A 13742-nucleotide genomic window follows, 5' to 3' on the forward strand; every position below is an offset into this window, starting at 1 on the left:
CCTCGATAGTTCCACCAGCGGTATCAATAGACTCATTAGCAGACTAATTTAGTATTCACCGCTAAATATGTGATACAAGTCACAATTTAGCCTCTTTGCTGTACTTTCGCATCTTTGAAGCGAGTTGCGCTATTTATGAGCGAGCTTTATCCTCTACTGTTCGTTATTTGTTCTTATTTGTAATGATTTATGTTCGATTAATAGATGAATTTTTCTAGAATGTCAATTTTAACGGCTAGTTACACACTATTTATAACATTTACTAAACAAATTTAATTTAATTTAATAAATAATAAAAATACAAAAAATGGCTCCCAGCAAAACCAGGAGCCATTTGCAAATATAAATTCGCGAAACTTAACGCTTCGAGAACTGAGGTGCACGACGTGCCTTGTGCAAACCAGCCTTCTTGCGCTCCACAACGCGAGCGTCGCGAGTCAAGAAGCCAGCCTTCTTCAAAGCAACACGGTTTGCATCGCGATCGATAGCATTCAATGCACGAGCAACACCCAAACGAATAGCACCAGCTTGACCAGTGGTACCACCACCGTCAACGAGGACTACAACATCAAACTTGCCTTCAAGCTTGAGCAACACGATTGGTGAATTCACTTCGCGCTGCAACAAACGAGATGGGAAGTACTCCTCCAAAGTGCGACCATTGATAGTCCACTTGCCGGAGCCTGGAACCAAGCGCACGCGAGCAACAGCTTCCTTACGACGACCAGTGCCGTAGCCTGGCTCGATGGCGGAAGTACCAGTGCCTGCACCAGCGTTAGTTTCAGTGGTGTAGTTAGTCAGTTCTTCTTCGTTCTCAAGAACCGCGGAGTTGTTATTTTCTGCCATATCTATTCTCCTTGATCTCACTTAGCCTGCTGAGAGACCTGAGCGATCTCGAAGACCTGTGGCTTCTGCGAAGTGTGCGGATGCTCAGCGCCAGTGAACACACGAAGGCGGTCAAGCTGCACCTTAGCAAGACGATTCTTTGGAAGCATGCCCTTTACAGCAGCCATGATGATACGCTTTGGATTCTTCTCCAAAAGCTCTTCATAGCTATCACGACGAAGGCCGCCTGGACGACCAGAGTGGGAATACAGTTCCTTGCTCAACTTATTGCCAGTCAAAGCAATCTTTTCAGCGTTAATAATAATAACGTGATTGCCAGAATCAGCATGAGGAGCAAACGTTGGCTTATTCTTACCACGCAGCAAGATTGCTACCTGAGAGGCCAAACGACCAAGTACCACGTCAGTGGCATCGATGATGTACCAGTCATGAGTTAAATCTGCTGGTTTCGGTGTGAAAGTCTTCACAATCGTACCTTTTCTCTATTGTGTTTCGAGCGTATATTTTCCTGGTTTATAGAAAATATTTTACTCATAATCCGTGGGCTCCCTGAAAGTCCTCGATGGCGAGTGGGAAAAGCGCTTTGAAGGACCCCTTAGGGAAACACAACAATCTGCAAGTATATCGCCAAGTGGCGACTACTTGCAAATGTATATTTTATATAAGGCTGCGACGAATTACAAAACGAATTACAAAACGAATTACAAAACGAATCGCAAAACGTCACGCGTTCATAATTGCTGAAAGCGACTTCACTCGAGGCAAATCAAACATATTGTCCAAAGACACAGGATTGCCTTCACCATCAGCTAACGGAATACGCCAATTTGGATACTCGTCATTCGTTCCAGGCTGATTTTGCGTACGATACTCCCCAACTGCATCAACCAAAGAAGCAGCAAGCAAACGCGAAGGAGCATCCTTCAAAGCGCGATACAATGCCTCAATAATCTCCTGAGTGTGAGCTTCTTCATCTTCAAGCAACTGAGCATCCAAATAGCCGCCTTTGACCAGCATTCGCATCATTGCACGATGCTCTGCAACAGCGCCAGCGCGGAACTCTTCAACAGAACCAGTAAGCAAGTGCAAACGCTCACGAATATTAACTTGCTCATAGCGCAAATAACCGGCAGCAGGAGGCAAATCATGCGTATTGACGGAAGCAAGCGTCATTTCGCGCCACTTATCTGGAGTGCGGAACTCGCCATCACGCTCTTCGAACCATTCAACAGTGCAACCAAGCACAGCCTTCTTGCGCAACACTTCCAAAGCATTTGCAGGCAAAACACCCAAATCTTCACCAACAACTACGCCGTGAGCGCGAGCGGCTTCGATTGCCAAAATGCCGAGCATAATGTCAGCATCGTAGTAAACGTAAGCACCACCACTTGGAGCTGAACCTTCTGGAATCCACCACAAGCGGAAAAGTCCAAGAATATGGTCAATGCGGACAGCACCTGCTGAAGCAAACATTCCATGAACCATATCTCGGTATGTTTTAAAACCAGTACGCTCAAGCTCAAATGGATGCAAAGGTGGCTGAGACCAATCTTGACCTTGCTGATTGAAGTAATCAGGCGGAGCACCAACAGTAGCTCCGTTAGCAAATCGCTCCGGATTCCACCAAACTTCAGATCCTGCAGGATGCACTCCAACAGCCATATCAGACATAATGCCGATTTTCATACCAGCTTTACGTGCAGCAACTTGAGCATCATGCAATTGCGTAAAAGCAACCCACTCAAGCCAACGATAAAACTCAAGAGTATCTGGGAAACGATTAGCTAATTCGCGAACTTGATCAGAATCCTTAGTAAGAGTTTTCTCCCAGCAATCGTCACCCTTTGGAGCACCCCACTTGTCGTAGCACAAGCACCAAGTGGCATAAGATTCAAGCCTGTCACCCATCTCATGCTTAAACTCATTAAAAATGCGAGCGCGATCTTCAGACATACCAGCTTTGAAAATCAGCCACAATGCGCGCATTTTTACACGCCACATGGAATCACGATCTATTATTTGCGCGTCATTGTTAAGTGGCTCAACCTGTCCATGCAGATTTTCAATTTCTTTGCGAGTTTTATCGTTTAACGTTTCGTACTCAGGAATACTTTCTGGGCGAATGTACGTTACGTTTACCATTCCTCTAGCAACAGGCAAGTATGGAGATGGAGTAAGCGGAGTTACAGGCTCACCTGCGTGCATTGGGTTTATTAGCACAAAGTCAGCACCAGTTTTTTGCTTAGCTTCAGTAAGAAGAGTTGCCAAATCAGCAAAATCGCCAACGCCCCAAGACTTTGAAGAACGGATTGAGTAAAGTTGTGCCATCCATCCCCAAAGCTGTTCTCCATTTGGTTCCAAGGAATTAAGCGTATCAATGCTTTCTGGAGCGCTAATAAGCGTTGCTTCTTCTTGTCGCTCACCAACCGTTACACGCAATGTGTGATAACCCATTGGCACATCTTCAGGAATTTTTATAAGAGATGTTGCAACAAATTTTCCGTTTACAGGGTACGCAACATCATTTTCGTTAGGAACAATAGTTAAATCACCTTTATATTGTTCACCATTTTCCAATATCAATGTTGCAACTGGGTATTCTAATATTCCTGTATTAACTGTTACTTCATCGCATTTTCCAACAGTGTGCAAAATAGTTGGCGCAATAATGCGTCCGTGACGACACGCTAAAACTTCGTTTGTAGATTTTTCTATTGCAGCATCGCTAGAAGCGTCTACGCCTAATGCGCCTAAAACAGAAACTAATACGTTATCTTGAATCTCGTGTTTTTGATTATCCGAACCAATAAAACTCACGCCAACGCCCATTAATTCAGCAAGACGGTGTAATGGCTTCATTGCTACTTCTTCATCTGTTGTATTATCCATACGCTCCATTATTCGCGTTAGCAACGACTGCGTGCCGCTAATGACACATCTTCAGATTTATCGTTGCATAATTCTTGCAGCACGTTTTGTGGAACACCAGGATTTAGCGCAACAGCTCTTCGTACCATGGAAGCTAACACAACCGGAGCGTTTTCTTCTGCACTAACACCGAGGGAGGCTAAATATTTCAGTGTTTCAGCACTTATTCCATCTGATTGCGCACCCTCTAAACGCATTTTCCAAGAAGCTTTTGGATTGCATAATGCAGCATTTCTAACTGCGTTACATGAATCTTTAGTAAGTCTTCCAACTAACCAATTTTTAGCATTTTTATTTTCAGCAACAGCCAAACGCACTTTATCAGCAGAATCTTCAGAAAGTTTCACTAATATGTTTGGGAAAGGCATTTCTGTAGCTAAATAAATACGGTCTTCTTCTGGAGTATTGATATTACCTGCAACTGCTTCGAGCAAGGAAGTAGCTCTAGAAAATGCCGCTTGATCTGATCGATCCGGTAATTCTCTCCTAGCAAATTCATGGAGTTCAGCTGAATCCTCGCTATGTCGCAAATGCTCGTATACAGCAGTTAAAGGTTCATAAGATAAATCGTCAGTAGTGTTTGCTTTTTCATTAGTTTTTTCCATGAAATCACCTTTAACGCTTAGTATCTATCAGCTTATTACTTAGAGTACCATCTGCTTTCGGCACAACGCTTCCAGAAAAAGCATTCTGAACAATATCAAGAAATTCTTGTGACTTTAAAGTTGGAATAGCAATATTAAGAGAAATTTCAGCACCATAAATTTCGTTGTCAATTATGCCTTCCATTTGGCTTACAATATGCTGCAACATTCGCAATTGTTGATATTGCAATTTGCAAGTAAAACGAGTGCACGTAATAATATCAACTATTTGCGCAGATTCTACTGCCATACTTGCTGCACGCGCATAGGCTCTGGTTAAACCGCCTGCTCCAAGCAAAATACCGCCAAAATATCGCGTTACTGTTACTACACAATCTGTTAAATTTGACGATCTAAGTACATCTAATATTGGTTTTCCTGCTGTCCCAGTTGGCTCACCATCGTCACTCATGCGCTCACGCAATTGAGCTTTCGACGAACCACAAATTGCAGCATAAGCAACATGGCGAGCTTTAGGATTCTTAAGACGTACTGATTGCATAAATTCCACAGCATCGTCAAGATTATCAATATGACAAATACACCCAATAAATTCTGATTTTTTCTCTACAAAAGAAGCTTCACAAGGATGCGATTGCAATTGACGAACGGTGCGTAAAATATTATGCAAATCAGTCACTAGACACTACCAATACTAAGCTTTTTCGTAACGCAATAACCTGTCAATAATACCCGAAATATCTTCCATTGCTGAATTGGCAGCATCTTTAGTACCAATTTTTACAGATTTATGTATTTCTTTATTGACATGTTCTCTCGCAACTATTACTGCTAAAGAATGTAAAGCAGCAGTTGCAGCTGAAAGTTGCATAAGAACATCTTGGCATTTTGCATCGTTTTCAATCATAGTATTGACTGCTTCAAGCTGACCTTGTACTCGATGCATGCGTACTATCAGTTTTTCTTTATCAATATCATAATTTTTCATCGTTACTCCGATTTATCAATTAAATAACAACATAAAGGTTATAACATCATATACAAATTAACACAATAAATCGTTGTAATTATTATTATGCAACATCACATTATTTATTGCAAAATGACGCGTTAATCTACTTCAAAAAAATCTCAATAGACTAACGCGCCAATTATTCTACATTAAAAATGCGCTATTTCACTAACCGACGCCTCATTGGAGGAATCCCGCCATGTCGCGCCCCACCAGACATTCTCCCATGCTTAGGAACTATAGATGAAAAACGACCGAACGATAAACCTGAAGCAAATGTTAACGTAATAACAGCCAGAAGTATCACAGTTACTGAAGAAGCACCAGTAACGGCAAGTGATGTTGGAATTGTACTACTTTGATTAGCATAATTCTTATTAGCATTTTCGTTGCCATTTGTGCTGTCGTGTTGATTGGAAGCATTATCATTCACATCATTTTTCGAATCAGTTGAATCATCACTGCTAGCCGTTTCATCACTGCCAGTTTTACTATGATTTTCTTCTACATTTTCTTTGTTTTCTTTATTATTCTCCTCATTTTCATCATTTTCATCATTCTTAGAACGATCCTCGCCGCCAGAAACTTGCACAGTCTCTCCTTCTACACCCAATGCGTGAGTTGCTAAAGGATTACCCTGAGCATCGTAAACTTCAGCTTTCCAATAAACAGTTCCTTCATGATCTAATGTAATATCCGCAGAACTTACAGAGATAGAAGACTTTTTACTTTCTTCAGCTTGTTTATCTGTAATATTTACGCGAGATTGAGGCATTTTTTTCTCAATTTCAGCAGATACTACAGTTTCCTTAGTTTCTTTAGTCTCCTTAGTTTCTTTAGTTTCCTTAGTTTCCTTAGTCTCCTTAGCTTCCTTAGTTTCAGAATTACTGTTTTTTGTACCACTATTCTTAGCATCGCTATTTTTAGTTTCACTATTCTTAGCATCACTATTCTTAGCATCGCCATTCTTAGCTCCACTAGAATCACTCTTATTTTCCTTACCATCTTCATACTCGTATGCGCTAAACACTACGTAACTTCCTTTTGGCAACGTACCAGTAATACGAGCATTATCGTGGAACTTTTCACCAGCCTTAACTTTTTCATCGCTTACTCTAGTTGTAACAGATACAGGAGTAGTTAAAGCATTCGGTTCAACTAAAGCACGACTCCACAATCCGTCATACGCGGATTTATGAGCTAAAGCGCGCGAAGAACCAGGAAAATCATAAACAAACACATACCATCCTGACTCACTATTTTTATTAGCGCGAATATGCACATTATCCTTCAAAACTTTCGGCTCCGAAGAAGATCTATTTACGCCATCAATAGGACGCGTTGTAATGCTTCCATTACCAACCTTATAAACTCCATTTACTGCCGGAACTTCCCAATTACCAATTAAACGATGATGCGCATCTTCTTTTGGCTCTTGCTCTGCTGCTTCACCTTTAGATCCAGGCATATACTTTTCATTATCTTTTTTAGTGCTTTTTTCACTACCTTCTCCAGCCCACCAAACACGGATATGCGCCTTTTTGTCACCATTAAAACCATATGATTTATTACCGTTAAACGTGCCATATGTTTCTGGAAGACCTCTTACAGTGATTTCATTAACAATTTCTGCGCCAATACCAACAATTTTCTGTTTTGTAACAACATCAGAACTTACAGTTGATTGGTATACAGAAGTAGAATCTGCAGAACCAAATACTTTCACAACTTCATCATCTAATTTATCTGCATCTTCTTTCTTCTGCGCGTCACGAGAAATAATCCAAACCCACGTGCCAAAAAGACCAGCTTCATTATCAGCAACTTTGTAATCTTCAGCTTCCTTCAAATCTGATGCACTAATATCACCACTTGCACGTTTAGCCTTAGCATTCACACTTTCGTTAGCTTTAGAAAAGTCAGCTTTTGACGCAGCAACCTGTCGTAAATCTGGCAAAGCTCTAATACGCTTCAAGTATTGAACTGCAGATTCGCCATTGTTACGTTGCCTAATTTGCAAAATATCTTTAGCAGATCCAACGAAATAATATCCTTGCGCATGCAAAGTAACTCCGTTTGGCCAACTATCTTTTGCTTGCACTCCACTAGTTATTGTGCTATCGACCTTCTCACCCACACGCAGCTCATGTTTTGCAACTTTTGAAGTAAGAGTTGGCTGGAAACTGTCTTTTACTCCAAACGAAATTGTTTCGCCATATTCAGCATCGTGAATAGAGCGTATTTCGTCTTGATGTTTAGGTGAATAATATCTTTCAGCTTTAGGAGCTAAAAATCCAATTTTAATTTTGCCAGTACCATTTCCTTTAGACTTCCAAGGAATATTCACTACTTCATCTTTTGACTTTAATTCAACAGATCGTTTACCATCATTAAATTCAACTAAAGCGTTTTCAGATTCGATTGTAATAGGAATATCTTTAAGAACACGACCCTTAATATTTTTCACTATCGCCTGCACAACTCCAGCATGCTTTCCTGAAGTGTACTCTTGATTAACTTCTAAGTTAATAGGAGTATCGTTTTCTGCTGTTTCCCACAAATTTTTAGCTATTTGCCGCAAAGTATCAGTGGAGATATCTTCAAAACCATTGTCTACAGCTTTTTTCCACTCATCTTTTTTAATATCGAAGTGATCATGAATTGCAAAGGCCATAGCCGCTTGAGTAAATACATTGTTATCAGTGCTATGAGTTTTTATCATTTCTGCAGCAATGCGCCAATCGTCACCAAATTCTTGTCTCCAATCATCTGTGTCACGTCCAAAATCTACACTTGTTTCAATACAATAAGATACGTTCTTTTCATCATCCCAATAATTTACTGTAGGACCAAGCTTTCTGCGAAGATAACCAGGCTTAAGCCATTCTATTTTGTCTGAAACTTTATAAAGTACTCCAGGCCCCTCATGATAACCTAAAGCTGACTGCGAGCAGAACATAATAGGAATTATAAAAATAGAAGCAAAAAATGCTGACAGATTACGAGTAGTTTTACGCTTCATACTAGTGCGCATATTGTTATCACTATGAACACTATTATGCTTCCCCCCATACTTTTCCATAAAAATCTCCTTTACCCAACCCTTTAAATATTTGTTTTGAACACTTTTAATAAGCGCTCATAAGTCAACTATGAGCTTAAAGAAAGTATGAGTAAATATTTTTTTAACATTGTGGTTAAAAGCTTGAGCAAGAATACGGAACTATCCACAAATCCACAATTTTTTCTTTTGCTATATTATTTTTTATTTCTAAGTAGTAAAGTAAGCACATTTTAATTGCGTATTGCACATTTTCTATACGCAATTGATAAAACAAAAACAAAAACTCCGGACTGCAAAAAGCAATCCGGAGTAACTTGCGGAGTCAGAGAGATTCGAACTCTCGAGCCGCTTACGCGACTAACACCTTAGCAGGGTGCCCCTATCGGCCACTCAGGCATGACTCCACTTGTTTACTGTACATAACAGCAACAGATTGACACTATAGCACCTCTTAAGGACTGTAAACAAGCTTGGCGACACACTTTAAAATAAGATTTAATATAAAAATGCCAAGTGCTACATAGGATTATTATCCCCAGAGAACGTTACAACTACAGCCAGCATAACAAGAATTATTCCTGCAATATCAGTCAATGTTGGAATTTCACCAAATCCCATTCCAATAATAACCGCGATTGCAGGATACAGTGCTTGCATAACAGAGTATTTTGCAGAACTAACACGTTTCAATAAAACTTGATCAAGCAAAGTTGGGAAGAAAGAAGCACATATTGCAATCACTAGCATTAACGCAAGTAAAGCAAAAGAACCACCAGGACGAGCAGCCCAAGTAGCTTCCGGTTTAGGCGAAATAACATGCTGAATTGCAGGAACAGCAAGAACAACAGACTGCAGCAACCATCCAATAAGAGCTGCAACACTTACACGGTCAATAGCGTGCGAACTTTTTGCCAACATGCGACCTGAAACAATATACAATCCCCACATTGAACCGCCAACAAGAATGGCGAATAATCCAATTAGAAAATGCGGACTTACTGAACTATGCATAGAAGCGCTAGCTAAGAACATAATGCCACAAACAGCAATCACAATTCCCACACGCTCTCGCCATTCATGACCAGTAATAACAGCCACAAGCAAAGGACCTATAAATTCTATAGTCACTGCAACACCAACAGCCATACAACTAATAGCAACATAGAACATAGTGTTCATAGCAACTAACGACACGCCAACAGCTGCAACAATTCCCCATTCTCGTAACGTTTTTGGCAAAAGACTACGTTTGCTGCGAGAAAATGGTCTCCTCCAAGCCAAAAGCAATAATGTCATAAATCCTACGCGATACCACACTGCGTACAGAGGATCCAGTTGGCTAAAAGCTACTTTTGCAACAGAAGTTGCTGTATACACCATTGAAGCCTCAATGACGATAATAAGCAGCACTGGCATGCGATGTAAAAGATTGACAACAAATTGCTTCATAGCAACAACCCTACATTAATATTTAGTCGACATACGCTTTTTTGCAAAAACATTAGTTTTATACGCAAAAATTTTCCACAAAATCGAACGTTTGTTCTATTATAAACTTATGAGTACAGCACCGAGAGTACAAGCAGCGAAACGTGATTGGGGGCACGACACCTCAGGTTGTAACATACTTCACGTCGACATGGATGCATTTTATGCTTCGTTAGAAGTTGCGAGACATCCAGAGCTTAAAGGAAAGCCGCTTATTATTGGCACAGGAAATCGTGCTGTTGTTTCTGCAGCAAGCTATGAAGCGCGCGCTTACGGCGTTAATTCCGCTATGCCGGTTGTTAAAGCTAGAAATCTTTGCCCACAAGGACTTTTCTTGCCAGTTGACATTCCTTATTATTCAAGCGTTTCCAAAAGTATTTTTGAAAATATTTTTTTGCATATTACTAATCAAGTTGAAAAAGTTTCTGTTGACGAATGCTATATGAATGTTAAATCGGCTTTATTACAGTGGAAATCGCCTGTAAATATTGGAACTTGGGTACGAAAAGAAGTATTTGAAAAGTATCATATTACATGCTCGGTTGGTATTGCCAGCAATAAACTTATTGCAAAAATGGCTTCAACTAACGCAAAACCTAACGGAATGCTTCTTATTCCACAAAAATGTAATGAAGATTTTGTGTCAATAATGCCTTTGCGCGCAATACCAGGAATTGGCTCATCTTTAATACATAAGCTTGAGGATTGGGGCTTATCTACTGTTGCATCTCTTAAAAATGTTGACGAAGCAACGCTTGCTCGCATAACAGGTTCGCAAATCTTAGCAAGAATGGTATATCAATCAGTTAGAGGCATAGACGAGCGCACTGTTACTGCGCATGCGCCTGAAAAATCTATTGGAACTGAGCGAACTCTTGATGCAGACACAACGGACGAGAATGCTGTTAAACAATTACTGCAGCAATGCTGCAGCGAAGTAACTCAGCAGTTGCGAAACAGAAAGCTTATGGCACGCACTATAACGCTAAAACTGCGATTTAGCGATTTGCACTATGTTACTAGATCTTCTACTTTGCAAAATGCAACTGATTCAACACATGAATTTTACGAGCATGTCGTTGTTTTGCTTTCTAAAGCTAATCCAACTGTGCATAATTACATTCTTGGAGGCAATAACACAAAGCTTTTAAGCCCGGTTCGTTTGGCGGGCATTACAGCGAATAATCTTGTGCCAGCAAATAAGGTTTCACTCCAGCCTTCTATAAACGATATTATGGAGGAAAATACTCGCGAATCTAAAAATCCTACGCAAAACAGCATGTCCGCAATGAATAAAAATACTAGATTACGTCACGCAGAACACGCTTTAGATGCCGTTCGCAAAAAATATGGCAACAACGCAGCTCATATTGGATTGTAGTAATTCTAGTTGCACAAATATTCGTGTTGTAGAGATTTAAGATTTTTCGCACCGAGCGCGGACGCTTTAAGCTCTCAGGCAGGTTGTCGCGGAGGCAATGCCGCAACATGCTCTTCGTCCCATCCGGACGCTCCAGCATCTGTAGCTCCTCCCAAATCTCCGAGCTTGTAGAAATAATCAACCGCAGCATCGCGGTACCACTCCCAGTCTTCTGGCAAATCATCTTCGTAAAAAATGGCTTCTACTGGGCAAGCTGGTTCACAAGCTCCACAATCCACACACTCGTTTGGGTTAATATAAAGCGTTCGATCGCCTTCATAAATGCAGTCAACAGGGCATTCATCAACACACGCTTTATCTTTTACATCAACGCAAGGCTCTGCGATTACATATGGCATAACGCCCTCCTTTCTGCTTTTATGCAACTTTTCTATTATAGAACATTTTTGAAAAGTCTATGACACAAAAAGTCGGCATGCGATATAAACGTATGCCGACTTCTTGCTAAATAAATAATTTATTAATTTTAATTATTTTGCGAGGACGCAGCAGCAGCCTCAGCTTTAGCTTCTGCACGAGCCTGCTCTTCTGTTTCTCCTTCAGCTACCTTTTCTGCAGCGGCAGCATCTTGAGCAAACAAAGTTTCAACAGGAACACCGAGCTGCTTAGCTTTACGCATTTGCCTACCAAGTAACGAATTGCGGTAAGAGTAGCCGAAGTACACAGCAAAACCGATTGCCAGCCACACTGCAAAACGAATCCAAGTCAATACAGACAAGTTAAGCATGAGCCAGAATGTGGAAAGCGCTGCAAACAGCGGAAGCCACGGATTGCCTGGCACGCTAAACGAACGGTGCAAATCAGGCCTACGCATACGCATAATCGGCACACCAGCAGAAACAAGCAAGAACGCAGAAAGCGTACCAATGTTCACCATGTCGGAAAGAATGCCAATATCGAGAGTGGAAGCAACAACTGCCACAACAATGCCGGAAACAATCTGAAGCCTTGCAGGAATACCACGCTTGCTTACCTTAGAGAAGCTACGTGGAAGCAAGCCATCGCGGCTCACAGCGAAGATAATACGTGTAAGACCGAGCAAAAGAACCATCACAACGGTTGTTAAACCAATAACAATGCCGAGGGAAATAATCTTTGCAGCCCAAGTAGCGCCCACAAGTTCGAAGCTTGTGGAAAGCGAAGGAGATGGCTGATTTGCCAAATCCTTGTAGGAAACCATACCGGTTGTTACAACTGCGACGAGAATGTAAAGAACGGTAACAATAAGCAAACCAAGACCAATGCCTCGTGGAATGTTCTTGTGCGGATCCTTAGTTTCTTCTGCTGTTGTTGCAACAACGTCAAAACCGATGAATGCGAAGAACACGAGTGCCGCGCCGGAAAGAATGCCAGGGATGCCATAAACGGCTGGCTGCATGCCAGTCACCCACTGCCACAGAGGCTGGCTCATAACGCCAGAAACTTCTATTCCCTTTACGCTTGCAACGTCAGTTGCAGGTGGCACAAATGGCGTAAAGTTGGAGGCTTTAATGTAGAAGAAGCCAACAACAACCACGAACAGAACAATACCAATCTTCAAGATTGTTAAAGCGCCGTCGAAGCGCGCAGAAAGCTTAGTTCCAAGAACAAGCATAGTTGTAAAGAATGCAACGATTATGATTGGAGCAACATCAATATTGAAACCACCTAAGTTAAAACTTGTGGTCATATTCAAACCGAAAAGCTTCATTAAATCGTTAAGATAAACGCCCCAATACTTTGAAATTACTGAGCCAGCCATCAGCATTTCCAGGATCATATCCCAGCCGATAATCCAAGCAATAAGCTCACCAACTGTAGTATATGTAAACGTATAAGCAGATCCAGCAACTGGGATCATTGAAGCAAATTCTGCGTAGCACATTGCAGCAGAACCGCACACAATACCTGCAATAATAAAGCTAATAATTACAGCAGGACCAGCATGGAATGCTGCAGCTTGAGCACCGACAGAGAAAATACCGGCACCAACTGCGACAGCAACACCCATAACTGCCAAATCCCAAGAATTTAATGTACGTTTAAGATGGCGTTCACCATCCATAGTCTCAGCGATAGTCTGTTCAACAGACTTCTTTCTCCATATTTGCATAATAAACGCACTTTCGTTGAGGTATAGGTATAAAGGTATGCCGCAATCAGAAGCGAATTAACAAATTTGCGAAACAGTTGCGACTTCACCTACATAAAATTTTTACTTAATTTCCTTTATTTATTTCTGTAAATGTAATTAAATAAAAAATTTATATAGATAATGTAGGTAAATATTACACAAAACATTGCTTATACGGTAGTTTTACCGTGTGTTCCTTTATTATTTGTGAAAATTTAAATAATAAACTTATATATTACTGCATA

General features: G+C 40.9%; 11 protein-coding genes and 1 tRNA gene. 1 reads left to right on the plus strand and 11 read right to left on the minus strand.

What is annotated here, in order from left to right; all coding sequences use genetic code 11:
- Positions 1–357: 357 nt before the first annotated feature.
- The 9 genes from rpsI to HXT34_RS05060 all read right to left on the minus strand — a co-directional run bounded on the left by rpsI (position 358) and on the right by HXT34_RS05060 (position 9904).
- Positions 358–846 carry a 30S ribosomal protein S9 gene (gene rpsI / locus HXT34_RS05020; RefSeq protein WP_421784667.1) on the minus strand — a complete coding sequence of 163 codons (489 nt, stop codon included), beginning with the start codon at positions 844–846 and terminating at the stop codon, positions 358–360.
- Positions 847–863: 17 nt separating this feature from the next.
- Positions 864–1313: a 50S ribosomal protein L13 gene (gene rplM, locus HXT34_RS05025; protein WP_004129067.1), complete on the minus strand. Its 450-nt coding sequence runs from the start codon at positions 1311–1313 to the stop codon at positions 864–866.
- A gap of 256 nt (positions 1314–1569) precedes the next feature.
- Positions 1570–3744, minus strand: a complete 2175-nt coding sequence (gene malQ, locus HXT34_RS05030) for a 4-alpha-glucanotransferase (protein ID WP_421784669.1) — start codon at positions 3742–3744, stop codon at positions 1570–1572.
- Between the two features lie 8 nt (positions 3745–3752).
- Positions 3753–4379, minus strand: coding sequence for an AbrB family transcriptional regulator (locus HXT34_RS05035; protein WP_415687221.1), 627 nt, complete (start codon positions 4377–4379; stop codon positions 3753–3755).
- Between the two features lie 10 nt (positions 4380–4389).
- Entirely contained in the window at positions 4390–5058 is a 669-nt protein-coding gene (locus HXT34_RS05040) for a YigZ family protein (RefSeq protein WP_415683285.1), read from the minus strand.
- A 15-nt stretch (positions 5059–5073) separates the two neighbouring features.
- Positions 5074–5367 (minus strand): metal-sensitive transcriptional regulator, encoded by a 294-nt coding sequence (locus HXT34_RS05045; protein ID WP_415683284.1) that lies wholly within the window; start codon positions 5365–5367, stop codon positions 5074–5076.
- Positions 5368–5551: 184 nt separating this feature from the next.
- On the minus strand, positions 5552–8473 hold the full coding sequence (locus HXT34_RS05050) for a peptidase (protein WP_421784672.1): 2922 nt from the start codon (positions 8471–8473) through the stop codon (positions 5552–5554).
- Positions 8474–8772: 299 nt separating this feature from the next.
- Positions 8773–8859 (minus strand) — tRNA-Ser (locus tag HXT34_RS05055).
- 112 nt (positions 8860–8971) lie between these two features.
- A complete protein-coding gene (locus HXT34_RS05060) occupies positions 8972–9904 on the minus strand; it encodes an EamA family transporter (RefSeq protein ID WP_421784674.1) in 933 nt (310 codons plus the stop codon).
- 109 nt (positions 9905–10013) lie between these two features.
- Here HXT34_RS05060 and dinB point away from each other — a divergent pair, with 109 nt between their 5' ends.
- The gene (dinB, locus tag HXT34_RS05065; protein WP_415683281.1) at positions 10014–11324 is read left to right on the plus strand and encodes a DNA polymerase IV; all 1311 of its coding nucleotides are present in this window, start codon (positions 10014–10016) and stop codon (positions 11322–11324) included.
- 74 nt (positions 11325–11398) lie between these two features.
- Here the strand turns inward: dinB and fdxA are convergent, their stop codons facing one another.
- Both fdxA and HXT34_RS05075 read right to left on the minus strand, forming a co-directional pair.
- Entirely contained in the window at positions 11399–11722 is a 324-nt protein-coding gene (gene fdxA, locus HXT34_RS05070; protein ID WP_421784677.1) for a ferredoxin, read from the minus strand.
- 128 nt (positions 11723–11850) lie between these two features.
- Positions 11851–13476: an APC family permease gene (locus tag HXT34_RS05075; RefSeq protein ID WP_421784679.1), complete on the minus strand. Its 1626-nt coding sequence runs from the start codon at positions 13474–13476 to the stop codon at positions 11851–11853.
- Positions 13477–13742: the final 266 nt, after the last annotated feature.

Origin of the sequence: Gardnerella sp. DNF00983 (assembly GCF_049244265.1) — a bacterium.
Taxonomy (GTDB): domain Bacteria; phylum Actinomycetota; class Actinomycetes; order Actinomycetales; family Bifidobacteriaceae; genus Bifidobacterium; species Bifidobacterium vaginale_J.